The following is a 24,572-nucleotide window of genomic DNA, read 5'->3' as shown; positions in this document are numbered from 1 at the left end:
TATTTCACAACTGTTACTATTTTTAAAACTGAGCATTTGTTGCTCGCCCCACTGCCCACGCAGCCGTATCAAGGAACACAAGAATGAAAACAAAAAGTATCATGTCTTTGGTGTTTGGCCTGATCGCCGTTCTGGCCATTGTCACCATCCTCCTAACGATAAACGTCTTGAACTCCACCAATGACCTGAAAAGCACGTCTGAAGTACGTTATTCGTCGTACCAGACCGCTGATGAACTTCGCCAAAGTTCGGATGACCTTACCCGTCTTGCGCGGACTTATGCGCTGACAGGTAACGAAGACTACGAGAAGATGTATCTCGATATTCTTGCGATCCGAAATGGTGAAAAACCACTGCCGCAGAAATATCACCAGATTTATTGGGATCTGGTTTTGGATTACGGCCAAAAACCGAAGCCGGACGGCCAGACCATCTCTATCCAGCAACGCATGCAAAATCTGGGCTTTTCCGATTTTGAATTTGCACTCCTTAAAGAGGCACAGGGCAATTCTGATGCCTTGGTAAATCTTGAAGTTGAAGCCATGAACGCCGTGAAAGGTCTGTATAAAGACCCAAACACCGGTAAATACACCGTCAAGGGCGAAGCGGATCCGGCCATGGCTGCCAAACTGTTGCACAGCAAAAAGTACCATGAAGAAAAAGCCAAGGTCATGAAACCGATCGATTCCTTCTTCTCGGAGTTGGAAGTGCGAACGCGGGGTCACTTCGAGGACGACTTCGACGCGCTGTATAACGCAGTTATATTCACGCTTGCAATTATGGTGTCCATAATGGCCGTGTCAGCTGCGGGCTTTATTGTGGTCAGCCGCTCAGTTTCTTCACCGGTTTCCAAGCTCAGCCAACAATTGAGTAAGATCAGTAGCTCTCAGGATGTTTCCCTGCGTATCCAAAACCTTGGCAAAGGCGAGGTTGCGAACATTGGTAAGCAGGTCAATGCGCTGCTTGAAAGCCTTGAAGCAGCGAACAAGAACCGCGATCAACTCTCGAAACAAATCTTCGATTTGTCTGAGTCTACAAGCGTCGCGGTGACTTCCTGCGCCGGCAGTGCAGATGCGTTGAAACGCGAAACCTACTCTGTGGTGGCTGCGGTGGAAGAAATGTCCACTGCCCTGTCCCGCGTAGCGGAAGTGACCCGCGATGCGGAAAGCAAAGCATCACAGAACGACGCGAATGTGGGTCAGGGTGAAAACGCGATGAATTCAGCGCTTGGTTCTATGTCGACCCTGCAATCAGAATTCTCGAAATCACAGTCAGCCATGAGTGGGTTGATTACCGAAAGTGCGCAGGTTTCCGGCGTACTGGATGTGATTAAAGCGATTGCCGAACAAACTAACCTGCTGGCACTGAACGCTGCGATTGAGGCAGCCCGTGCAGGTGAGCAAGGTCGCGGCTTTGCGGTGGTTGCAGACGAAGTACGTTCGCTGGCACAGCGCACGCAGGACTCCACCAATGAGATTGAAGAAATCATCGCCAGCCTGCAACAGAAAACCAACTCCATGGGTGATTCTATCGAACAGGCTGCAAAACTGATGGAAAGCTCCAGCCACAGCATTCAGGCAATCGGCGATGTCTTTGGCCAGATAAAAGACAGTACCCGCCAGATCTTTGCCCTGAACTCGGAAATTACCGCCTCGACAGACGAGCAATCCCAGGTGGCGAACAGCATTACCCGCAGTATTACCCAAATTGGCGATTTGTCTGCCGATGTGTCAAACAGCATCAATGCTGTCGAACAGTCGGTTACCTCGCTCAACCAAAGCGCCAAGTCGCTGGAATCGACGAAAAAAAGCGCTTAAGACCAAACGTGAAAAACACCAAAGGCCACATCATGTGGCCTTTGTCTTTTCTGGCTAACTGTTAAACGGTTAAACAGTCTCTAACGTTTTTCCAGCTTCACCGGCTTTGTCAGCATCCGCTTGCGTCTGTCCAACGCTTTCGGCTTGGTATCAGAGAGTACTTTGGTTACCCCTTTTTGCAGCATCAGGTTATTGGGGTAAGTGATGATGTTGCCGTTTTCGTGGCGCAGGAGAACGTGGAACATGGTGATATCGATGATCACCCCACTGACATCGTCGTCCTTGTCAGACACCTTTACCCTGTCGCCAATTCGGTAAGGGAAAACAAAGAAAATCAGGACACTGGCAGTCAGGTTACTCAGAATCGACCATTGGGCGAACAAAGCCACACCCAGCACTGCAAAGATGGATGAAAGAAACAGGGAAATATCGCCGAAGCCCAAATCCAGCAAAATGGTGAAAAACGCCACAAACAGTAAAAACAGGGAGGCGTTAAAGGATTTCATCACAAAGCGTTTGCGCTTCAGTTCTACCCGCTTGTTATCCGCCAGCGTTTTAATCCACTTTTGTCCGATGCGACGTAAAATCACATAAGCCAAAATCAGGCCAAGGCCGAGCAATACCTGCTTAACCCAAACATTTCCCTGTAAGAACTCGACCATCAAATAAACCTTAATCGCTTCAAAATAACCACTTCAATCACCACGACCACCAGCAGCGCAATGCAAAACAACGGAAAGGCGATGGGGTCCTGCGTGCCCGGTATCCCGCCAATGTTCACACCCAACAAACCGGTGAAAAATCCCGCAGGCAGGAAGATACCCGCAATCACCGAAAACAGGTAGGTATTTCGGTTCATGACTTCGGCCTGTTGCTGGTTCCAGTTGGCAACATAAAGGTCAATCTGGTCGAGATAGAACTCAATGGATTCATTAATGCGCGCCGTGGTATCCAGACAGTTTTTAAAGTGGTTACGTTGCGAAGCCAGAAACGGCAGTTTGGCGTCCAGCAAATCCTGATAGACATAGCTTTGCGGCTTGAGGTAACGACGCAGGCGCAACAGGCGGGAATAGGTCGCTTTAATAGGCTTTTCCGTCTCGCCGTTATCCAGCGCATCTATAAAATCTTCCACTGGGTCGAGGAAATCTTCAATGATGCTGTTGATACCGTTGGCCATGTGGAGGATCACTTCCGGCAGAGTTTTGGGGCCAAAGCCGTTTTCTAGCTGGTTGATCATCAGCGACACCGCTTTCGACGGTTTTTTGCGCGTTGAAATCACCGCGCCTTTGTACCAGAGAATACGAAGGCTGAGCATATCGTCTGGGTCCGAACCTTCATTGAGGTTAATCCCACGCAGGATCACCAAAACACAGTCGTCACTGAAACGTTCAAAACGGGGACGGGTGTCATCGGCCAGCAGGGAATCCACCACTTCTGTCGGGATCGCCGCCTCTTCCAGCCACTCTCTCAAACCCGCAGCATCACGTTGACAGTGGTACCAATTTCCCGGACACACTTTGTCACTTGCCTTGTCATGTTTTTGGGGTGGTGAGGAAGAAAAATCCCAGCTGGTGATGATTGATGCAGTCATAACTTATCCCTTTGTCTTTCCGGCCTAATATTAATTGTACAAATGGGGTTGTGGCGCAAATCTTTTTCATTGCAGTAGCACGCGCCTGTCACTTATTCTTGGCGCCTCACAGGAAAGGCGGTGTGAAATGGAAAACAATACAATTCAGGATGTGGTCGACGAGCTGCTGACGCACTCGGACGACACCAACACTCAACAGGCAATGATTGAACAACTCGAGCAGGACAAATCTGACGCAGATCTGGCCCTGTTGCTGGAATCTTTGCCGTGGTCTGAACGTCTCAGCACGTGGGACCAAATCTCTGACGATCGAAAAGTCGCGGTTCTGGTAGAAATGCGCCTCGATGCGAGCGCCTCTATACTCGAAAACCAGGACGAGAACCGGCTGCTTGCGCTGTTTACCGGTATTGATGCGGACACCCTGCTGGAATTGCAGGACAGCCTGCCGGAGCACCTGCTTGAAAACGTCATCGGGCGCATGGATGAGGAGCAACAACACCGTTACTCCGCCGCGCAACAATACGATGATGAAGAAGTCGGTCACTGGTGTGATCACCAGCCATTGGTGGTGCCGGCCAAAACCAAAATGAAAGTGGTAACAAGACTGCTGCGCCGCACCTTGCCACCACACAGCCATGTGATTTATCTGGTCGACAGCCGTGGCAACCTGGTGGGCGCAGCGCGGATTAACCGCCTGTTTGGCGCAGACCCTACCCTGCGGATCGCTGAATTTGCCGAAGAAGACTTTCCAACCCTGAACGCCAAAGATGATATCTATGCGGCGGCAGACAAAGTGGCCGCAAGTGGTGAGTCGTCGTTGCCGGTTGTGACTGACGGCGGATTGCTGATCGGCCGTTTGGATATGGGCACGGCTTACGAGTTACAAAGCGAAAGAGCCGAATCGCAAATGATGGCCTCTGCGGGTTTGGACGAAGACGCCGACTTGTTCGCCCCGGTACGAAAAAGTGCGCAAAACCGCGCTGTCTGGCTGGGTATCAACCTGATGACAGCGCTGTTAGCGTCATGGTTTATCGGTTTGTTTGAAGCCACGTTGCAACAAGTCGTCGCGCTGGCAGTATTGATGCCGGTGGTAGCTTCCATGGGCGGCATTGCCGGTAGCCAGACACTGACCCTGATTGTGCGTGGTCTGGCACTCGGACAGATCTCCCGTGCCAACTTAAAGCCCCTGCTCAATAAAGAAGTGAAAGTCGGCGCGCTGAACGGGGTGCTCTGGGCCGTGGTGATTGGCTTAGTGGCTGGGTTCTGGTTTGGCGATGTCAAACTGGGCGTGGTGATTGGTATTGCCATTGTCGCCAACATTGTCTGCGCTTCCATCTCCGGTATCTTCATTCCGGTGCTGCTGGACAAGCTGAAAATCGACCCAGCGCTGTCGGGCTCCGTGATCCTGACAACCGTGACCGATATTGTCGGTTTTGTTGCCTTCCTCGGCTTGGGTAGTTTGCTGTTACTTGGCTGATAATCTGAGAAAAATGCTTCAAACGCCCCGATTTTTCCGGGGCGTTTTTGTATCCCCTCTCCAATAACCTGCCCGCTGTCACATCCTCCCTGACGGCCTGATTCACAGCTCACTTTTTGCAGAATTTATCCACGCTGAGGTTAACAGGATGTTGTACGTTTATCGTTTATGCCACAACAACCCCCAGTCAATAGACGGGTGATTGTGGAAAAACAGAATGAAACGACAGGAGCGTTTGGTATGCACAATCTGGCTGTGAATCTGGAACGCAGCGCGGCGCTGTTTCCGCAAAAGACAGCGCTGAACATGGGGAACGACAGCTATTCCTATGCCCAGTTGGATGCGCTGGCATCAAAAGTGGCACACAACCTTGTCCGGCTGGGTTTGAAGCCGGGAGATAAAGTCGCCCTGTCCTGCCCCAACATTCCCTATTTCCCAATCGCTTATTACGGCATCCTGAAAGCAGGCTGTGTCGTTGTACCACTCAATGTGCTGTTCAAGCAGCGTGAAATTGCCTATCACCTCGGCGACTCGGGCGCCAAAGCTTACCTCTGCTTCGACGGCACCGAAGAGTTACCGATAGGCAAATTTGGCCGGGATGGATTCGATCAGGCAGACAAGTGTGAACACTTTGTTGCCATGCCAGGCGATCCGACTCAGGCAGACACTTCTCTCGCAGCGTGGTTGGTGCAGGAAAGCGACACTTTCAATACCATCGCACGCAATGGTGATGACACCGCAGTGATCCTCTACACCTCGGGTACCACTGGCCAACCAAAAGGGGCAGAGCTTTCCCACACCAATATGATGACCAACGCGATGTCGTCCCAGTATCTGATGCGTCTGGAACATAAAGACACCACTATGGCGACGCTACCTCTGTTCCACAGCTTTGGCCAGACCGTGATGATGAATGCAAGTATCCTCACCGGTGCAGCGATTGTGCTCATTCCACGATTTGATCCGGCATCTGTCATCACCCAAATTATCGCCCGCCAAGTCACCGTATTTGCCGGTGTCCCAACCATGTATATCGCCCTGCTCACCGCCAGCGAGCAGGCGGAAGAACAAGCTGAGCAAGTGAAGCAGAGCCTGCGCGTCTGTATTTCCGGTGGTGCATCTATGCCGGTAGAGATAATTCGCCAGTTTGAATCACGCTTCGAAGTGCCGATTCTGGAAGGCTACGGGCTGTCTGAAACCGCACCGGTTGCCACTTTCAACCACCTCGACAGCGACCGCCTGCCTGGCAGTGTCGGCCAGCCATTGTGTGGGCATCTGGTAAAAACTGTCGATTTGGCGGGAAATACCCAACCAGTAGGCGAGCATGGCGAAATCTGTGTGAAAAGCCCAAGCGTGATGAAAGGGTATTACAACCGTCCGGAAGCCACGGAAGCTGCCTTTATTGATGGATGGTTCAAAACCGGCGATGTTGGCCATATCGACGAACATGGCAACCTGTTCATTGTCGATCGCGTCAAGGATATGATTATCCGCGGCGGCTACAACGTTTATCCGCGTGAGATTGAAGAAGTGATGATGTGCCACCCGGACATTGAAATGGTAGCTGTGGTGGGGGAACCGCACCAGAGTCTGGGCGAAGAAATCTACGCGCATGTGAGGCTAAAAGCTGATGCCCAAACCGACAGCGAAGCCCTGATTGCCTGGTGCAAGGAGCAATTGGCCGATTACAAATACCCGCGCCAGATTGTTATCCGCACCTCATTTCCAATGACGGCGACGGGCAAAATATTGAAGCGGGAGCTCCACCCAAAACCTGACGAGGAGTAATTCCCCCAAGGAGGCTGCAATGGGTTAGCTTGAACACGTTGCAGCCTCCCCCACCCGGAAAGCTCTCACCCTTAATCTTTCAGCGCCTGCTCCACTGCCTTCACCGAAAAACCGTGCAATACGCGATCGCCAATTTTGATCACAGGTACACCGCGCGCGCCCAACGCTGCGTGTTCTTTTCTGCCCCTTGGGGTGCCCACATCGCACAGTCTGTAGGTCAGTTTTTTACTGTCAAAGTACTGTTTGGCCGCAACGCAATGGGGGCATTTGCTGGAGGTATAAAGGACGATCCGTTTCATCAGGCAGTCACCTTGGTTGAGACATTATTTGGCTCGAATTGTATACGATTCTTGGAGGGATTTCGTGTTGAGAAGTGAGCGGAGGCATGGAATGGATAAACAGCAAACAGTGTCACTCTAAATCGTGACACTGTCACGAAAGCTATAGAACACCTTTCTCTTTTAGCAGCTTCAAAACCTTTTCAGCCGCTTCGTTTGCGGGGACATCGCGGAGCACTTCACCACCGGATGATGCCTGCGCTGCGGTTGCAGCGCGAAAGCGATCGCGGCTTGATGCCGTTGCAGCGACGGTTTTGGTTCGCTTGGGGCGCGATTTCGCGGGTTGCCACTGCCAACCTTGCTTTTCAGTATCGTCGACTACAGCCACTTCCAGCACCTTGACTAACCCATCACGGGCTTTGGTAAAGGCACTTTGTCTGGCATCCGGTGCAGACTGGCTGGCAATGAGCACCGCGGGTAAGGTCGCCCGCAGCTTGCGCCTTTGACCACCTGCCAATGCCTGTAACACTTCCACAGCATCTTCTGAGCGCGAGAGCACAGTCACCACTTCCGGCACCACAGCGGCATTGAGGGCTTTGGCGACAAGGTACGGCACCATACCGGAGGATTCGCCCTGTTCAGCACGCGCACCGCAAAGCACCAAGGAAGGCTGCCCGCTTTTGACGAATTCGCACAACGCTACGCTGGTATCCGCCTGTTCGGGTTGTTTCAGCACGTTGAGTTTGGGCAGACCCATGCCGAGGTATTCTCGCACCGCCGCAGAATCAGGGTCCCCTGCCAGTACAACAGATGGTATCCCGTCTAGTGACAACGCCAATTCCAGCGCTTTGGCATCGCGCTCGGCGCGGCGTGGACGGCCGGAAAGGGGATGCTGACCAACAGAAACCAGCACCATCACATCAGAATTAACCTGCATGTTCCCACTCCCCTTTTGCATTGCCACTGCCGGATACCGCATCCACCAGCGCCTGCATGACTTCGCTGCTGTCGGCGATCACACTCAGATCGGCGCGTTTGACCATGTCGCAATTGGGATCAGCGTTGATCGCAATGACGGTTTCGCAATGGGTCATCCCCTGTAAATGCTGGATCGCGCCGGAGATCCCCACCGCGATATACACTTTAGCGTTCACATAGGTACCGGTCGCTCCCACCTGGGTTGACCTTGGCATATTGCCATTATCCACCGCTACACGGCTTGCACCTTCCGTCGCGCCCAGCGCTTTTGCACATTGATGGTAAAGCGCCCAGTTATTCACGCCATTTCCCGCAGAAAGGATAAATCGGGTTTCTGCCAGCGGAATATGGGCAGGGTCGACGGCGACGCGGCCGTTGTCAGTGACGGTTTGCGGTGCGGAAGTTTCTGGCATGCCCATCGCTTCTGCACCGCAAACGAATCCCGTAATCGGGTCGGCGACCTGCTCTTCCACCAGCAAGACGGGCGAGAGTTCACGTTGCGCCTGCAGGGAAGGATCACCACCGCCACAGGTGAGTGCTTCGTCGGCAAACAGCTTGCCCCGCGTCACAGGGCGAACACCCAGATTTGCCGCCAGCAAACGCGCCAAATGTCCCCCCACCAAAGAACCATCAGCCACAATCCAGTGGCGCACATTGAGGGAGTCATGGAGTGCCAGCAAGGTGGCCAACCAGCTATCCGGCGCAAACTGCTCGCCATTACCCAACATCAACACGCGATCCGCACCTGCTGCGGCCAGATCGTCATTTCTCGGGTGCAAGGTGATAAGCAGCACAGCGGTTGAATCGTGCGCCAGTTGGTGCGCCAGCCCCAACATGTCTTTATCCAGTACCGTGAGCTTTTCGCTGTCGGCATCGGAAAACACCACGATGTAATCCGTGGGCGTTGCAACAGAGCGAAGGGGAAGCGTCGCCGCTTGCGCCTTTTTCGCCTGCCCTGTCATTTGCGCAGCATCACCGGAGCGGTCAATGCGCTTGATGCCTTCTGCAGAAAGGTAACCCTGCTGGTGCGGATTTTTGCGCAGCAAGCCAGAGGCGGAAACGCTGACTGCTGACACCGCCGCATCATGCTCTGGGTGCAGGCGATTGCGGAGGATCCTTTGTTGGCGCGGGTCAACCCGTTTTATCTCGTCCATCTCGCTATGCCCCTTTTGCCTGCGTGTCGTCCGCGACTGCATCGAGCAGCATGACTGCAATATCGCGCACTTCCGGCCTTGGCATGACCACGCCTTCCAGCATCACGGCACATTGTGGACACGCCACCGCCACCATCGAAGCACCGGTTTCACGCGCATCGTCCATGCGCATATCGGCAATGCGCTGCTCGCCGGGTATATCGGTGACGGGTGCACCGCCACCACCGCCACAACAGCGGGAGCGATAACCGGATCGCTCCATTTCACTAACGCTCAACCCGATGGCCTGCAGTAAGGCACGAGGCGCGTCATAGCCACCGTTATAGCGGCCAAGGTAACAGGGGTCGTGATAGGTCACTGTCTGCGCTTTTAAAGGCTTCAGCGTCAAATTGCCAAGCTCGACAAGATCAGCAAGCACCTGAGTGTGGTGGAAAACTTCATAGTTTCCGCCGAAATCCCCGTATTCATTTTTCAACACATGAAAAGCATGGGGGTCAGGCGTGACGATACGGTTGAACTGGTATTTGCTCAGGGTCTGGATATTGGCTTTGGCCAGACGCTGGAAGGTGGCTTCATCACCAAGGCGACGCGCCAAATCACCGCTGTCCAGTTCTTCATTGCCAAGGATAGCGAATTCAATACCGGCTTTCCTGAGCAGGGTCACCACGGCGCGCAGGGTGCGCTGATATGCCAGGTCAAATGCTCCGTCACCCGCCCAGAGCAGCACATCGGTACTGCCCACGTCAGCGAGAATATCCAGCTTCAAATCCACTGCCCAGTGGGCACGGTTTTTAGGTGAGAAACCGTTGGGGTTATCCGTCGCGATCAGGTTTTGCAGTGCGTCGACGCCTTTCCCCGCCGTCGCCCCTTTTGCCAAGGTGAGGTTACGGCGCATATCGACAATGGCATCAACATGCTCAATCATCATCGGGCACTCTTCCACACAAGCGCGGCAGGTGGTGCAAGACCAGACCGTGTCGGCATCCAATAAGCCATCAAACAGCGGTTTATCCGGCGCACCAAAGCGGGTTTCCGTCGGTTTCCCCGGATACGGGCTGCCGCTGTATTGGCTGGTGTCATTGCCTGCCATGCCCACCACCAGATCCTGAATCAGCTTCTTGGGGTTGAGCGGCTGCCCAGCCGCGAATGCAGGGCATACTTTCTCGCAGCGGCCGCACTGCACACAGGCATCAAAGCCCAACAGTTGATTCCAGAAAAAATCCGACGGCTTTTCTGCACCCAGCGTGTTTTCGTTCAAATCAATCGGCTTAAGTCCCGTTGAACGGCCACCACCAAAACGCTCCTGCCGACGGTGAAATCCCAAATGCAGCGCGCCTGCAAAGGCATGCTTCATCGCCCCGCCCCAGGTCATACCCACCACCAATATAAACAGGCCGTAACCGATACCGGCAACCACCGCCAAGTCCAACACCAGGGTGGTATCACCGTCATGGAACAGGGTGACAAGTGCCAGAATTAAACCGGTGATGGAAAAGGTCAGCAGCACTACAGGTAGCCGTTGCCAGACTCCTTTAGAAAGATTTGGCGGAGGATTATTTCGACGTTTCTTCACCTGAAACGCACCATAAGCCATGCCTGCAAAGGCAAGTAACAGCAACACATGGAAGAAGGAGAACTGAAGCCCAAGCACGAATATCAGCACCATCAGCACCATGGCGGCAACAAAGCCGCCTGCCGTGGCGACATGGGTGCGGGCAAAGGCGTTATCCCTTGCCACCACATCGTGCAAGTCTTTCAGGTATCGCTCTGGAATGGCCTTCAATGCAGCAAAAACAGGTTGCGGCGAGCCCTTACCCCGCCGCCAAATACGGATACGCTGGAACGCACCTGCGATAAAAAGGAGAACGGCGACGACCAGCATTGGGCCTATCAGGGCTGTCCACATATCCGCTACCCCGCCGTGGCTTACAGATCTTTAAACAGACGCAGCGCGTCGTAGATGGCTGCGTGAATATTGCGCTGGGCGCTGCAATCACCGATGCGGTAGAGCAGGTAACCGCCACTTTCGCTGAATGCAGGCTGCGGTTCGAAGGCAAACAGGGCATCAATATCCACCTGCCCGTGGTTGCGGGAGCCTTCTTTCAACGCATAGTAGAGGGATTCATCCGGCCTCACGCCGTTTTCGACAATCACCTGATCCACCACCCGCTCTTCACGCACGCCGGTGTATTCGTTCTCAAAGCGGGCAATCAGTTTGTCCCCTTCGCGGTAGACAGATTCCAGTACCAGATCCGGTGTCATCACCACATCGCGCTCATAGAGGCTGCGGTAATAGGTCGGGAAGCTGGTGCCGCCGACTGCCACGCCGGGTTTGATGTCGTCGGTGACAATCTCCACCAGTGAGCCTTTTGCCGCGAGGTAATCGGCAACCGACATACCCGCGAATTCGCAGATGGTGTCGTAAATCACCACATTTTTGCCCGGCTCCACCGCGCCGCTCAGAATGTCCCAGGTGCTGGTGATCAGGCCATCATCCCCGCCCCATTCCGGCTGCTGGTTGATAAAGGGTTTGCCACCCACCGCCAGCACCACGACATCGGGATTTTCCGCCATGATCACGGATTCATCCGCGGTGACATCAAACACCAGATTCACGCCAAGCCGACGCAATTCCAAATCAAACCAACGGGTGATCCCTGCAATCTGCTCGCGCTGTGGCGCTTTGGCTGCCAAGGAAATTTGGCCGCCCAGCGTGGCGCTTTTTTCAAACAGGGTGACATTATGACCGCGCTCGGCACACACCCGCGCCGCTTCCATGCCGCCGGGGCCACCGCCGACCACCACCACTTTGCGAATCGGGCCATCGGTTTTGCTGATAATGTGCGGCACTTTGCCTTCGCGGGAGGTTGCCGCGTTCTGGATACAGAGCACATCAATGCCCTGATACTGGCGGTCTATGCAGTAGTTCGCGCCGACACATTGGCGGATTTGGTCGGTCTGGCCGAGTTTCACTTTGGTGATGAGATGTGGATCAGCAATGTGGGCGCGGGTCATGCCGACAAAATCAATCAGGCCACTTTCCAGCGCGCGCGCTGCCTGCACCGGATCTTTGATGTTCTGCGCGTGCATCACAGGCACATTCACCACACTGCGGATGCCCGCCGCCAAGTGGATAAAGGGCTCTGGCGGATAGGTCATATTAGGAATCACATTCGCCAGCGTATTGTGGGTATCGCAACCCGAGCCCACGATACTGAAGAAATCAATCATCCCAAGGCTGTCGTAGTAAGCCGCGATCTCTTTCATATCATCTTGATTAAGACCATCCGGGTGGAATTCGTCCCCTGTCATACGGATGCCAACCGCAAAGTCCGGCCCTACAGCTTCACGCACCGCTTTCAGCACCTCGGTACCAAAGCGCATACGGTTTTCAAAACTGCCGCCCCATTCATCGGTGCGTTTATTCACGCGGGAGCTCCAGAACTGATCGACCAGATGCTGGTGCGCGAAAGAAAGCTCGACACCGTCCAACCCGCCGTCTTTCGCCCGTTTGGTGGCTTTGGCGAAATCCCCGATGATGCGCCAGATCTCTTCTGGCTCGATGGTTTTACAGGTAGCGCGGTGAACCGGCTCTCGGATGCCGCTTGGGCTCATCAAGGTTGGCCAGTTGCCGCCATCCCAGCGCGAGCGTCGCCCCATGTGGGTTATCTGGATCATGATGTGTGCGCCATGTTTGTGCATGGCATCCGCGAGGTTTTGCAAATGGGGGATGACATCGTCGGTGCTCATGTTCACCGAACTCCACCAATGCTGCGGGCTGTCGATAGACACCGGGCTGGAACCGCCACACACACAAAGTCCAATGCCGCCTTTGGCTTTTTCCTCGTAATACTTGATATAGCGCTCGGTGGGCATCCCGTTTTCTGTGGCGTATACCTCCGCATGGGCAGTGCTGATCACCCGGTTGCGAATGGTAAGTTTGTTAATCGCCAAAGGCTGGAAAATCGCATCAAACTGGGACATGGCATTTCCTTGTTGGTTTTGGGTCCTGGGTCCTGGGTCCTGGGTCCGCTCCTACGCTTAAGCGCCCGGCTTTACTTCGAAAAGGCCAAATTCACAGCCGTCTTCCGAGCCGCTTTGCAATTGCACCGCGACCGTCTTTAGCGGGAAGCCGACGCTCTCTGTGACCTGATCCATCGCACCGGCAAACCAGCCTGTGAACATGTAATCCACTTTGCGGTTCACCTTGCCGTAGTAATAAACAAAAGCGGAGTTTTCGAGCCTCACCCGCGCTGTACCGCTGGACACATCCAGCGTCTCGATAAAAAACTGTCCCCAGCCACGCTGCGACAGCCGCTTCATGTAGTGGTCGAACACCTCAGCGCCGGAAATGCCGTGGGTTTCCCCTTCCTGTTCGCACCAGTAATAGGCAGATTTGTAGCCCGCTTTGTAGAGCAGTTCCGCGTATTGCTCTGCGCCGATGGCATCCTCCACCGCCGCATGGTTATTGATAAAAAAGTGGCGCGGCACGTAGAGCATGGGCAAACCGTCCGTGCTCCAGACGCCGGTTTCGTCGTCAACCTGAATGGGAATTTCCGGTGGGTGATGCCCCATGATTGCGTTCTCCGTATCTTTAAATAAGTGAGGAAAATCAGGCTTCGTTTTCGCCCCAGACTTCTTTCAGTACCTTGACCCAGTTGCCGCCCATGATTTTGCGCACTTTCTCCGGCGACCAGCCATCAGCAAGGAGCGCGGCTGTCAGGTTTGGAAATTCACCGACAGTGCGGATACCTTTGGGGTTGATGATTTCGCCAAAGCGGGTCAGGCGGCGGGCATAGCCTTTGTCGTGGGTGATCCATTCAAAAAACGCCTGATCGTGCCCCTGGGTGAAATCCGTGCCGATACCAACGCAGTCCTCGCCCACCAAGTCGACGATGTAATTAATCGCTTCAACGTAATCTTCAATGGTCGAATTGATGCCGTTTTTGAGGAAAGGGGCGAACATGGTGACGCCGATAAAGCCATCGTGGTCGGCGATAAATTTCAGCTCTTCATCAGATTTATTGCGTGGGTGTTCTTTCAGGCCGAGCGGCAGACAGTGGGAATAACAAACCGGCTTTTTCGATTCGAGAATGACTTCTTCAGAGGTTTTGGGCCCGACATGGGAAAGGTCGCACATGATGCCAACACGGTTCATTTCCGCCACCACTTCACGGCCATAGCCGGAAAGTCCGCCATCGCGTTCATAGCAGCCCGTACCGACGAGGTTCTGTGTGTTATATGCCATCTGGGCGATGCCAACACCGAGCTTTTTGAAAATCTCAATGTAGCCAAGTTTGTCTTCAAAGGCATGGACGTTCTGGAAACCGAGCATGATGCCGGTTTTCCCTTCACGTTTGGCAGCGAGAATGTCATCCGTACAGCGAACCGGGCGGATAAGGTCGCTATTTTCCTGCAGCAGTTGATTAAACTCGACAATGTTGTCAACAGTGCCCTGAAAACCCTCCCACACAGACACGGTGCAGTTGGCGGCAGTCAGCCCTCCTTTCGCCATGTCTTCAAAAAGCGCCCGATCCCATTTGGCGATGATTAGGCCATCAATGATGATAGCGTCGCGGTGCAACTCAGCAGCCGTCATGTTGGTGTCTGACATGGTGTTCATTCCCTGCGAAGGTTTCCTTTGTACCAAAGTAACCAACCGAGAGGTGAATCAGCGACGCGATTGCGACAATTCAATGATGGAATGCGTCAGGGGGATATTGAGATATTTATAAATTCTCACACTCTCGCCCCCTTTGTTCGCGTTTAAACTGTGCTAATGTGGTTTTCACACTCCCCTACACCACGATAAAAAATGAAAATTTTCAGCAACTTCGAAAGCGGAAACATCAATGTGGTTTCTGCTGATTCAGCGGACAATATCCAGCTGACGATCCCGGCCGATAACCAGACTGATATCGCACAATGGTTCCATTTCCGTTTGGAAAGCACCTCCACCGAGCTGCACCAGTTCTCAATTCTGGATCTGGCTAAATCTGCCTATCCGGAAGGTTGGAAAGATTACGACGTTGTCGCTTCGTATGACCGCAATGAATGGTTCCGTATCCCAGCTGAATTTGATGGCGATACCCTGCGCTTTTCGGTGATCCCGGAAGCCAGCTCCATGTATTTCGCTTACTTCGCGCCTTATTCATACGAGCGTCATCAGGATCTGCTGCACAACGCCCAGACTCACTATGCCTGCAAACTGGAAACCCTGGGTGCAACGATTGATGGCAACGACATCAGTCTGCTGACCATTGGCGAGCCAGCGGAAGGTAAGAAAAACATCTGGATCATTGGTCGCCAACACCCAGGCGAAACCATGGCGGAATGGTTTATCGAAGGTCTGCTGATGCGCCTACTGGATGAAACCGACACCGTGGGCAAAGCGCTGATTGAAAATACCGTTATCCGCGTGGTACCCAACATGAATCCGGACGGCAGCATTCGCGGTCACCTGCGCCACAATGCAATTGGTGTGAACCTGAACCGTGAATGGCAAACGCCATCGGTCGAGCGCAGCCCGGAAGTGTTTTACGTGCGTGCGCGTATGTTGGAAACCGGCGTAGATATGTTTCTCGACATTCATGGTGATGAAGCGATTCCATACAACTTTGTCGCAGGCAGCGAAGGTGTACCCTCTTACGATGAGAAAATGGCTGCGCAGGAAAACCACTTCAAGCAGGTATTGCTGACCATCACCCCAGAGTTTCAGGACGAGCACGGCTACCCGAAAAGCGAGCCGGGCAAGGCAAATCTGACGGTAGGTTCAAAGTGGGTGGCAGAGGAATTTAAGTGTTTGTCTTACACGGTCGAAATGCCATTTAAAGACCACCATGATCAACCGGATGAAGTTTATGGTTGGTCTCCACAACGCAGCGCCGCATTTGGCAGCGATATGCTCGCCGCGATTTGGGCGACATTGCCGAAGCTTTGATAGGCTGATTGAAATGAGAGCGCCACCGGAAGGTGGCGTTTTTTTTGGACTAGCCCCAAAGCTGTGCAGAACTGAATATCAGTTGCAAATGCAAATTAATTTTTGCCATACCATTCTTAACCTGAACTTGGGGCTGTCGAGTTTCTAGCGCGAGATTCACAAAAGTTGAAAAGAAACTGCAGCCAACGCTACCTAATAAAGCTCAGCTGGCCTACCCCAATGTAAAGCGGATAACTTTTTTCAACAGCGCCGCGTATTAATGCTGGAGCGATAGGCCCGCTACGTACCAATTTGACCCCTTAAAACAGGCAAATCGAAGGGTTTTAAAATATTGATTTTATAGGCTTTTATTTTAATGTCTTCGCATAAGCATAATGGTAGTCTTGCTTTCAGTTCAGCAAGGAGCCCTCATGGAAACCTACAATCATACTTATCGGTACCACAACTTTTCACATAAAGACTTAAGTGCTCTCACGTTCACTGCTTGCACTTTTATTCGCTGCGACTTTCGACGTGCTAACTTGCGCGATGCGACATTCGTTAACTGCAAGTTCATTGAACAGGGGGATATCGAAGGCTGCCACTTTGATGTCGCAGATCTTCGCGATGCAAGTTTCCAACAATGCCAACTTGCGATGGCAAACTTCAGTAACGCCAATTGCTACGGTATTGAGTTACGTGAGTGTGATTTAAAAGGTGCCAATTTTTCCCGAGCAAACTTTGCCAATCAAGTGAGTAATCGTATGTACTTTTGCTCAGCCTTTATTACTGGATGTAACCTTTCCTATGCCAATATGGAGCGGGTTTGTTTAGAAAAATGTGAGCTGTTTGAAAATCGCTGGATAGGTACTCACCTAGCGGGTGCATCACTGAAAGAGTCAGACTTAAGTCGAGGTGTTTTTTCCGAAGATGTCTGGGGGCAATTTAGCCTACAGGGTGCCAATTTATGCCACGCTGAACTCGACGGTTTAGATCCCCGCAAAGTCGATACATCAGGCATCAAAATTGCAGCTTGGCAGCAAGAACAGCTTCTCGAAACGCTGGGTATTATTGTTTTTCCTGACTAGATGCTTATGAATACCTGCTGAGGGCCGCAAGCAAGATAGACTATATACGGCATCAATACATTTTCTAATCTAAATCACCCGAGCTAGAGCAATGCCTCTAGCTCACTTTTGTCCCTATTGAATCCACAATTTTCATAGTCCGTCTGTTGGCACCAAAGCAAAATATGCCCAACAAAATTGACATCAATAATCCCACTTCCTATACAAGATTGGGCAGCGTCAAAATAACGGTGTCAGCTTCCTCTTTGCTTTACACACAACAACCGATTTGGCTTCAATATTTAAGGGATTTAGATGAAGACAATACCCTGCACTTTTTTCGTGTCATCGCTGCTTTTTAGCCTTGCCACGTTTGCAGATGACCTTAAAGCAACGCCCCTCCCTCAACTTGGCGCAGACAGTGAAACCGTCACGGTTTCTGGCTTGTCTTCCGGCGGCGCAATGGCGGTGCAATACGGCGTCGCTTATTCTTCAGAAGTGAAAGGTGTTGGTGTGATTGCAGGCATTCCTTATGACTGCGTCAACGTGCTGAGCTTTGACCCGAAAGACCCTTTCGCCAGCCTGACCAGCATTTCCCGCGCATTCCACTGCATGGAAAAGGGCGCGGATGTCGACAGCCTGCTGGCGATAACCCGCAAGCGTGAGAAAGAAAGGCACATTGACGACATAAGCAACCTGGCCAATCAGAAAATATGGTTGTTCAGCGGCACCGAAGACCCAACGGTGAAGCCTGTCACTATGAAAGCGGTGAATGAATACTACAAGCAGGTGAATTCCGGGGATAACATCACTTTTGTCGATACGATTCCCGCAGGACACGCCTTTGTAACCGACGAATTTGGCAACGGGTGTAACACAACGAAAAGCCCCTATATCAACAACTGTAACTACGACAGCGCAGGCGAAATGCTGTCTTGGATTGTCGGTCCATTGGACAAAGAAGCGCCCAGAAAACCCGGTAAACTTCTGCGGTTCGACCAACGCCCTTTTGTAGACAGCACCCTGGCCAGCATGGATGAACAAGGCTTTGTGTTTGTGCCCGACAGCTGCACCAAAGAAAAAGGCTGCAAAGTGCATGTCGCTTTTCATGGATGCCAGCAGAACAAAGACACATTGGGCGATGAATTTGCAAAAGAGGTGGGGCTAAACGAGTGGGCTGATGCCAATAACATCATCGTGCTTTATCCCCAGGCGAAAACCAGACTGCTGTTGAACCCGAAAGGCTGCTGGGACTGGTGGGGCTACACCCGCCCCGACTACTCCTACAAATCCGGGCTGCAAATGAAGGCGGTCAATAATATGGTGAAGCACCTGCTGAAAAACCCGGATGCCTCTTAAGGTCTCGTTCGTTGCCTAAACGCCACCCCATTCGGGTGGCGTTTTCATTCTAAGCACCCGAGTAAAAGCGCCGCTTTGGGCTGAACAAAACCGTGTATTAAAAAGCTCTGTAGCCTCCATCTGTTAAATCCCAATTTAGTCTGTATAATTCGCCGCCTGTTTGTTCGCGCAAGCTGGTCTGGCGCTCTGAACACCCTCTTTCATTCACCTAGGAATACGTCTTTGATTTCAACCGCTAACATCACCATGCAATTTGGCGCGGAGCCGTTGTTTGAAAACATCTCGGCAAAATTTGGCAACGGTAACCGTTATGGCCTGATTGGCGCTAATGGCTGTGGCAAATCGACCTTTATGAAAATCCTGAGCGGCGCACTGACGCCAAGCTCTGGCAACGTGTCGATCACTCCGGGGTTGAAGTTGGGCGTGTTGAGCCAGGATCAGTTCGCGTTTGAAAGCTTTAACGTGATTGACGTGGTCATCATGGGTGACAAAAAGCTGTGGGAAGTGAAGCAAGAGCGTGACCGCATCTATTCCCTGCCAGAAATGAGCGAAGAAGACGGCATGAAAGTGGCCGAGCTTGAAAGCGAATTCGCGGAAATGGACGGCTATACCGCAGAAAGCCGCGCGGGCGATATCCTGATCAAAGCGGGTATCGAAGAAAGCTTCCACTTCGGTCTGATGCAGCAAGTTGCCCCAGGTTGGAAACTGCGCGTGCTGCTGGCACAGGCGCTGTTTGCAAATCCAGATATCCTGCTGCTCGACGAACCAACGAACAACTTGGATATCCACACCATCGGCTGGCTGGCAGAAGAACTAAGCCAGCGTAAGTGCACCATGATCATCATCTCTCACGACCGTCACTTCCTGAACACCGTGTGTACCCACATGGCAGACATCGACTACGGCGAGCTGCGTATTTATCCGGGTAACTACGACTACTTCCTTGAAGCGTCTGGTCTGCAACGTGAGCAACTACTTGCTAGCAACGCGAAAAAAGCAGCTGAGATCAGCGAACTGCAAGAGTTCGTCAACCGCTTTGGTGCTAACGCATCGAAAGCGAAGCTGGCAAGTTCCCGTGCGAAACGCATGGAAAAGATCAAACTGGACGAAGTGAAAACCTCCAGCCGTATCAGCCCATCAATCGATTTTGGCGAAGGCAAGAAACTGCACCGTCAGGCGCTGGAACTGTTTGAACTGGGTCACGGTTATGACGGCGAAATGCTGTTTGAAAACGGTAACCTGCTGCTGGAAGCGGGCTCTCGCCTTGCGGTTATTGGTGAGAACGGTGTGGGTAAAACTACCCTGCTGCGCTGCCTGGTCAACGAACTGGAACAAACCCAGGGCGTGGTGAAATGGGCAGAGAATGCGTCTGTTGGCTATTGTCCGCAGGATTGCACCGCTGATTTCGACAACGACATGACCATCTACGAGTGGATTTCACAATGGCGCACCGCGAAGCACAACGACCTGATTGTGCGCGCAATTCTCGGCCGTTTGCTATTCACCGAAGATGACGTGAACAAGAAAGCCAAGAACTGCTCGGGTGGTGAGAAAAACCGCCTGATTTTCGGCAAACTGATGATGCAAGACATCAATGTGCTGGTGATGGATGAGCCAACCAACCACATGGACATGGAAGCGATTGAAGCGCTCAACAGCGCGCTGAAAGTGTATCCGGGCACCCTGATTTTCGTCAGCCACGATCGCGAGTTCGTGTCATCGCTGGCGACCTCAATCATCGAGATCAAAGACAAGAAGCTGGATTATTTCCAAGGCACCTACGATGAGTACCTCGCCCACCAGCAAAAACTGCTGAATGTGGCATAAGCCGACCAGCGCTTTTAGTTAGATATGGAGAGACAAAAACGCCACCCCCATCGTTACGTGTATAACGAATGGAAGTGGCGTTTTTTATTGCGCGTTTTATTTTAAAAGTTCACCTAACTCATTGTGCAGGCTTGGTTTCAGTAAAGCTCGCCGGTGCAGGATGGTATTCAATCTTATAGAACAACCGGTAAAGCACAGGCACAACAATCAGGGTTAACACGGTAGCAAAACCCAGACCAAACATAATGGTCACGGCCATGGGTTTGAAGAACACATCGGGCAGCAACGGAACCATACCCAGCACAGTGGTAATGGCCGCCATACAAACAGGACGCACGCGGCTGACTGCGGCATCCACAATGGCATCGTACTGATCTTTGCCGCTCGCCATTTCAATGTTGATCTGGTCAATCAGAACGATACCGTTTTTAATCAACATCCCTGAAAGGCTCAGGAAGCCCAGCAACGCCATAAAGCCAAATGGCGTATCGAGCAGCAGCAAACCGGTTGTTACACCAATAACCGCCAGCGGTACAGTCAGCCACACAATCAGTGATTCTTTCACCGAGTTGAATAACAGCACCGTCACCAGGAACATAAACAGGTAACCCATAGGCATGGTGGTAAACAGGCTTTCCTGCGCATCGCCAGAAGACTCATATTCCCCACCCCATTCGATGTAGTAGCCTTTCGGCAGTTCGATCTCTTCCACCATTGGCTGAATACGTTTTTGCAGCGTGGTGGCAGTCACTTCATCCTGAAGCGGATCAGGGTCAGCCATCACGGTGAGGGTACGTTTACGGTTCTCACGCATGATGAGTGGGTCTTCCCAAATCAGGTCATAACCCAGAATCACCTGTTGCAGTGGAATGTAATCTTTCAGCACCGGGCTCCAGATCTTCATGCCTTCCATGGTTTTCACGTCAACACGCTCTTGTTCTGGCAAGCGCGTCACGATGGGCATTAAGGTGGTGCCGTCGCGGTATACACCGACATTCAGCCCCGAGAACGTCATCATCAGCAGGTCATCGACATCCGTCTTAGTGATGCCGTAGCGGCGCGCCTGACTCTCGTTAAATTGGGGTTGCAGGATCTTGGTACGTTCACGCCAGTCGTGGCGAACGTTCACCGCATCCGGATCCGCATTTAAGATGTCCGTCACCTGGGCGGCAATGGTGCGAAGTACGGTAGGATCGGGGCCAATGATGCGGGCTTCGATTTTAGAACCGGCTGACGGCCCCAACTCAATGCGCTTGAGCTTGTACTGGACGTTCGGGTAGTCGTCATCAATGTGTTGACGAATCGCTGCCATGGTCGGCACCACAGATTCGTAATCCTTCACACGGATGATGAGTTCACCGAAGGCGGAATAACTCTTCTCTGGCGCGTAGGTCAGCATAAAGCGTTGCACGCCTTTGCCGGCGCTGGTGTTAACGAACTCGACATTGGGTTGATCCAAAATCCATGATTCCAGCTCGACCAGTTTGTCTTCTGTCGCCCGGATATCTGTCCCTTCCGGCAGCCAAATATCCACCATTAACATTGGCGTGGTAGAAGATGGGAAGAACGACTGTTTCAGCAGCGTGAAGCCATAGAGTGCTGCCACCAGCGCTGCCACCAGCACGATCATAGTGAGGTAAGCACGCTTCATGCAGATATCCAGAAACTTCTTGTAAACCACAAACAACATGCCGTTGTAGGGATCTTCCGTTTCACTGCCTTCTTCGACCATCTCTTCCTTAAAGAACAGGCTGGCAAAGAAAGGGGTCAGGGTCATAGCGGTAAACCAGCTCAACATCAGGGAGATCAAGAGTACGGAGAACAAGGTGCCACAGTATTCGCCGGTCGCATCACTGGACAAACCAATTGGCGCAAAGGCGGTGACAGCAATGACGGTCGCACCGAGCAGCGGCCATTTTGTTTGCGTGACAATGTCAGAGGCGGCTTCTGTCTTCGTTCGCCCTTTCTTGAGGCCGATAAGTATCCCTTCCACCACCACGATGGCGTTATCCACCAACATACCGAGTGCGATAACCAAAGCACCGAGTGAGATACGCTGGAGATCGATAGCAAAGTACTTCATGAAGATGAAGGTACCCAGAACCGTAAGCAGCAGGATCAAGCCAATAAGCAGACCTGAGCGCAAGCCCATAAAGAACAGCAAGACGATGATAACAATCGCCACGGCTTGTCCTAGCGACACCACAAAGCCTTGTACGGAGGTGTCTACCTCCAATGGCTGCGCGTAAACCACACCGATATCGATACCAATCGGCTGGTTTTCTTTAAGTTCTGCTAATCTGCGCTCAAGACGTTTGCCAACTTCAACGACGTTGACGCCATTGGCAAAGGAGACGCCAAGATGCAGCGCCTGGTCGCCGTTGTACATCAGGATATTGGTCGGCACTTCCTGATAGCCACGCTTGATGTCCGCGACATCTTTCAGGTAGATAAGCCCTTGGGAGCCCGCTTCATTGATGATCAGGTTACCCAGCTCTTCGACGCTCTTAAATTCGCCCGTGGGGTGAATGCGAAGGTATTCGTCGCCGTGGCGCAGCGCGCCCGCACTGGAAACGAGATTCTGGGTCGCTAATAGCTTGTCGATGGTATCCGGTGAAATCCCCAGATTGGAAAGCCGTCGCATTGAAATCTCTATGAAGACTTGCTCTTGCTGGGTACCGGTGACCTGAACCTTGCCGACGCCTTCAACCAGTTCCAAATCCCGGCGCAGAAAGTCCACATAATCGGAAAGTTCCTTATAGGAATACCCTTCCCCTGTGATGGCTAGCAGAACACCAAATACATCGCCGAAATCATCAATCACTTGCGGTTGCCCGACACCCGGCGGCAAACTGCCTTTGATATCATTCACTTTACGGCGCAACTCATCCCAGATTTGTGGCAGGTCATCCGGGCCATAATTGTTTTTCATAGAGACGGTGATCTGCGACAAACCACGGCTGGAAATGGACCTGACTTCGTCGACATACACCAGTTGCTGAACCGCCTTTTCAAGCGGGTAAGTCACTTCCTCTTCGACCTGTTGCGGCGTCGCCCCGGGGTAGCTTGTGATAACAAGCGCATCTTTAAGGGTGAATGCGGGATCTTCAAGCCGTCCCAGTCCAAAGAAAGACGTGGTGCCGCCAATCAGGAATATCAGCGTCAGCATCCAACTGATGACTTTGTTATTGATAAAGTAGCTGGCTACGGTCTGTTTCATCAGTTGATTTCCTTCTTCGCAACGATATTGACTGACTGTCCAGCTCGCAGGCGATTCACACCTTCTGAGACAACTTTATCTCCACGCTTCAAGCCGCTGGTGACGAGCACGCCTTTCGGGGTGAGTTCACCGACGTTCACTTTGCGTTTTTCTACTGTGTTATCAGCACCCACCACCCACACAAATTTGTTTGGAGAGGCCAGCGCATCACCATCTTCGTTGAAGACGGTCTCGATGGGGATTTCGATTTGGCTGGCGCGATCGTTGTAAAGCCCTAACTCCTCGACCACCACTTCCACTGTCATGCCATCAAGGATGAATTTGTCCTCCGGCATGGGCATGGTCAGCGTCACCATAAACGACCCGGTCTCAGGGTCAGGTTGCGCGGTATATTCCTTTACGGAAGCCGGATAGGCTTTGCCATCATCGGTGCGGACATGGGGGCTGATGGTTGCGTTGTTTTCTTCCCGGGTTTTACCACCGTGTTTGGAGAACAGCACATCAGGCACCTGAATACGGATATCTACCTGTGTCGCGTCATGAATATTAAGAATGGATTGCCCAATGCCCACCGTCTCGAACTGTTCAACGGGAACACGGCTGATGACACCGTTAACAGGCGCTTTCAACTCGGTGTAGGAGAGCTTGAGCTTTGCCAGCTCAAGTTCTGCTTTGGCGATGGCACGCTGGGCACCGATTTCGTCAAATTGAGATTTGGCCAGCAGCCCCTTATCCACCAAGGGTTTTGAGCGCCGGTACTGGCTGTCTACCACATCGAATTTGGCTTGCGCATTATCAACCTGAAGCTTGTACTCCGTCGGGTCCAAAGTCGCCAGCACCGTATCTTTCTCGACGATGTCACCAGCGTTCACATTGATTTTGTTAATCTCACCCGCCACAAGGAATGAAAGCTCAGCGCGGTCTGCCGCGGCAGCAATGGCCGGGAAGTGCAACTCACTACCCATTGAATCATCGCCAATCTCCACCACATCCACGTTTAATATCGCTTTCTCTTTTGTTGAAGGCGGTTTGTCGCATCCTGATAGGGTTAAAGCCAACGCTGTTATAGCGAAGGTAAGGCCAATTGGATTTTTCAT

General features: G+C 52.4%; 18 protein-coding genes. 7 read left to right on the top strand and 11 right to left on the bottom strand.

Features of this window, described 5'->3' with window-relative positions:
• Positions 1-83 precede the first annotated feature (83 nt).
• Complete coding sequence (locus tag KU854_RS05800) at positions 84-1,817, top strand: methyl-accepting chemotaxis protein (RefSeq protein ID WP_218357497.1); 1,734 nt, start codon at positions 84-86, stop codon at positions 1,815-1,817.
• 80 nt (positions 1,818-1,897) lie between these two features.
• On the opposite strand, the gene KU854_RS05795 is transcribed toward KU854_RS05800, so the two are convergent.
• Together KU854_RS05795 and KU854_RS05790 are read right to left on the bottom strand one after the other, a co-directional pair.
• On the bottom strand, positions 1,898-2,479 hold the full coding sequence (locus KU854_RS05795) for a mechanosensitive ion channel family protein (protein ID WP_218357496.1): 582 nt from the start codon (positions 2,477-2,479) through the stop codon (positions 1,898-1,900).
• Positions 2,479-3,408 (bottom strand): CorA family divalent cation transporter, encoded by a 930-nt coding sequence (locus tag KU854_RS05790; RefSeq protein WP_218357495.1) that lies wholly within the window; start codon positions 3,406-3,408, stop codon positions 2,479-2,481. The genes KU854_RS05795 and KU854_RS05790 overlap by 1 nt, the downstream gene beginning before the upstream one ends.
• A 127-nt stretch (positions 3,409-3,535) precedes the next feature.
• On the opposite strand from KU854_RS05790, the gene KU854_RS05785 reads away from it, so the two are divergent.
• Both KU854_RS05785 and KU854_RS05780 read left to right on the top strand, forming a co-directional pair.
• Positions 3,536-4,885 (top strand): magnesium transporter, encoded by a 1,350-nt coding sequence (locus KU854_RS05785; protein WP_218357494.1) that lies wholly within the window; start codon positions 3,536-3,538, stop codon positions 4,883-4,885.
• A 240-nt stretch (positions 4,886-5,125) separates the two neighbouring features.
• Entirely contained in the window at positions 5,126-6,673 is a 1,548-nt protein-coding gene (locus tag KU854_RS05780) for a long-chain-fatty-acid--CoA ligase (protein ID WP_218357493.1), read from the top strand.
• Between the two features lie 71 nt (positions 6,674-6,744).
• Here the strand turns inward: KU854_RS05780 and KU854_RS05775 are convergent, their stop codons facing one another.
• From KU854_RS05775 to KU854_RS05745, 7 genes are all read right to left on the bottom strand, one after another.
• The gene (locus tag KU854_RS05775) at positions 6,745-6,972 is read right to left on the bottom strand and encodes a glutaredoxin family protein (RefSeq protein WP_218357492.1); all 228 of its coding nucleotides are present in this window, start codon (positions 6,970-6,972) and stop codon (positions 6,745-6,747) included.
• Between the two features lie 142 nt (positions 6,973-7,114).
• Positions 7,115-7,888 carry an electron transfer flavoprotein subunit beta gene (locus KU854_RS05770; RefSeq protein WP_218357491.1) on the bottom strand — a complete coding sequence of 258 codons (774 nt, stop codon included), beginning with the start codon at positions 7,886-7,888 and terminating at the stop codon, positions 7,115-7,117.
• Positions 7,878-9,083, bottom strand: coding sequence for an electron transfer flavoprotein subunit alpha/FixB family protein (locus KU854_RS05765; protein ID WP_218357490.1), 1,206 nt, complete (start codon positions 9,081-9,083; stop codon positions 7,878-7,880). Before KU854_RS05765 ends, KU854_RS05770 begins: the two co-directional genes overlap by 11 nt.
• Before the next feature lie 4 nt (positions 9,084-9,087).
• Complete coding sequence (locus KU854_RS05760; RefSeq protein ID WP_218357489.1) at positions 9,088-10,989, bottom strand: (Fe-S)-binding protein; 1,902 nt, start codon at positions 10,987-10,989, stop codon at positions 9,088-9,090.
• A 20-nt stretch (positions 10,990-11,009) separates the two neighbouring features.
• Positions 11,010-13,067, bottom strand: coding sequence for an oxidoreductase (locus KU854_RS05755; protein ID WP_218357488.1), 2,058 nt, complete (start codon positions 13,065-13,067; stop codon positions 11,010-11,012).
• Between the two features lie 57 nt (positions 13,068-13,124).
• Positions 13,125-13,658 (bottom strand): DUF5943 domain-containing protein, encoded by a 534-nt coding sequence (locus tag KU854_RS05750; protein ID WP_218357487.1) that lies wholly within the window; start codon positions 13,656-13,658, stop codon positions 13,125-13,127.
• Between the two features lie 37 nt (positions 13,659-13,695).
• The gene (locus KU854_RS05745; RefSeq protein ID WP_472848980.1) at positions 13,696-14,697 is read right to left on the bottom strand and encodes a dipeptidase; all 1,002 of its coding nucleotides are present in this window, start codon (positions 14,695-14,697) and stop codon (positions 13,696-13,698) included.
• Positions 14,698-14,898: 201 nt separating this feature from the next.
• Between KU854_RS05745 and KU854_RS05740 the strand changes: the two genes are divergently transcribed.
• From KU854_RS05740 to KU854_RS05725, 4 genes are all read left to right on the top strand, one after another.
• Positions 14,899-16,023 carry a M14 family metallopeptidase gene (locus KU854_RS05740; RefSeq protein ID WP_218357486.1) on the top strand — a complete coding sequence of 375 codons (1,125 nt, stop codon included), beginning with the start codon at positions 14,899-14,901 and terminating at the stop codon, positions 16,021-16,023.
• 410 nt (positions 16,024-16,433) lie between these two features.
• Positions 16,434-17,090 (top strand): QnrS family quinolone resistance pentapeptide repeat protein, encoded by a 657-nt coding sequence (locus KU854_RS05735; protein ID WP_218357485.1) that lies wholly within the window; start codon positions 16,434-16,436, stop codon positions 17,088-17,090.
• Between the two features lie 294 nt (positions 17,091-17,384).
• The gene (locus tag KU854_RS05730) at positions 17,385-18,428 is read left to right on the top strand and encodes an extracellular catalytic domain type 2 short-chain-length polyhydroxyalkanoate depolymerase (RefSeq protein ID WP_218357484.1); all 1,044 of its coding nucleotides are present in this window, start codon (positions 17,385-17,387) and stop codon (positions 18,426-18,428) included.
• Between the two features lie 222 nt (positions 18,429-18,650).
• Positions 18,651-20,255 (top strand): ABC-F family ATPase, encoded by a 1,605-nt coding sequence (locus tag KU854_RS05725; protein WP_218357483.1) that lies wholly within the window; start codon positions 18,651-18,653, stop codon positions 20,253-20,255.
• A 118-nt stretch (positions 20,256-20,373) separates the two neighbouring features.
• On the opposite strand, the gene KU854_RS05720 is transcribed toward KU854_RS05725, so the two are convergent.
• Both KU854_RS05720 and KU854_RS05715 read right to left on the bottom strand, forming a co-directional pair.
• Positions 20,374-23,475: an efflux RND transporter permease subunit gene (locus KU854_RS05720; RefSeq protein WP_218357482.1), complete on the bottom strand. Its 3,102-nt coding sequence runs from the start codon at positions 23,473-23,475 to the stop codon at positions 20,374-20,376.
• Positions 23,475-24,572 carry an efflux RND transporter periplasmic adaptor subunit gene (locus KU854_RS05715; protein ID WP_218357481.1) on the bottom strand — a complete coding sequence of 366 codons (1,098 nt, stop codon included), beginning with the start codon at positions 24,570-24,572 and terminating at the stop codon, positions 23,475-23,477. Before KU854_RS05715 ends, KU854_RS05720 begins: the two co-directional genes overlap by 1 nt.

This window comes from Enterovibrio paralichthyis, from assembly GCF_019209835.1.
GTDB lineage: Bacteria > Pseudomonadota > Gammaproteobacteria > Enterobacterales > Vibrionaceae > Enterovibrio > Enterovibrio paralichthyis.
This window is presented reverse-complemented; position numbering and strand designations above follow the sequence as displayed.

Coding starts and splice junctions, on each gene's coding strand:
- KU854_RS05795 (WP_218357496.1), bottom strand. CDS start 2,479: ATGGTCGAGTTCTTACAGGGAAATGTTTGGGTTAAGCAGGTATTGCTC.
- KU854_RS05800 (WP_218357497.1), top strand. CDS start 84: ATGAAAACAAAAAGTATCATGTCTTTGGTGTTTGGCCTGATCGCCGTT.
- KU854_RS05765 (WP_218357490.1), bottom strand. CDS start 9,083: ATGGACGAGATAAAACGGGTTGACCCGCGCCAACAAAGGATCCTCCGC.
- KU854_RS05750 (WP_218357487.1), bottom strand. CDS start 13,658: ATGGGGCATCACCCACCGGAAATTCCCATTCAGGTTGACGACGAAACC.
- KU854_RS05790 (WP_218357495.1), bottom strand. CDS start 3,408: ATGACTGCATCAATCATCACCAGCTGGGATTTTTCTTCCTCACCACCC.
- KU854_RS05755 (WP_218357488.1), bottom strand. CDS start 13,067: ATGTCCCAGTTTGATGCGATTTTCCAGCCTTTGGCGATTAACAAACTT.
- KU854_RS05760 (WP_218357489.1), bottom strand. CDS start 10,989: ATGTGGACAGCCCTGATAGGCCCAATGCTGGTCGTCGCCGTTCTCCTT.
- KU854_RS05730 (WP_218357484.1), top strand. CDS start 17,385: ATGAAGACAATACCCTGCACTTTTTTCGTGTCATCGCTGCTTTTTAGC.
- KU854_RS05780 (WP_218357493.1), top strand. CDS start 5,126: ATGCACAATCTGGCTGTGAATCTGGAACGCAGCGCGGCGCTGTTTCCG.
- KU854_RS05735 (WP_218357485.1), top strand. CDS start 16,434: ATGGAAACCTACAATCATACTTATCGGTACCACAACTTTTCACATAAA.
- KU854_RS05770 (WP_218357491.1), bottom strand. CDS start 7,888: ATGCAGGTTAATTCTGATGTGATGGTGCTGGTTTCTGTTGGTCAGCAT.
- KU854_RS05745 (WP_472848980.1), bottom strand. CDS start 14,697: ATGTCAGACACCAACATGACGGCTGCTGAGTTGCACCGCGACGCTATC.
- KU854_RS05775 (WP_218357492.1), bottom strand. CDS start 6,972: ATGAAACGGATCGTCCTTTATACCTCCAGCAAATGCCCCCATTGCGTT.
- KU854_RS05785 (WP_218357494.1), top strand. CDS start 3,536: ATGGAAAACAATACAATTCAGGATGTGGTCGACGAGCTGCTGACGCAC.
- KU854_RS05740 (WP_218357486.1), top strand. CDS start 14,899: ATGAAAATTTTCAGCAACTTCGAAAGCGGAAACATCAATGTGGTTTCT.
- KU854_RS05715 (WP_218357481.1), bottom strand. CDS start 24,572: ATGAAAAATCCAATTGGCCTTACCTTCGCTATAACAGCGTTGGCTTTA.
- KU854_RS05720 (WP_218357482.1), bottom strand. CDS start 23,475: ATGAAACAGACCGTAGCCAGCTACTTTATCAATAACAAAGTCATCAGT.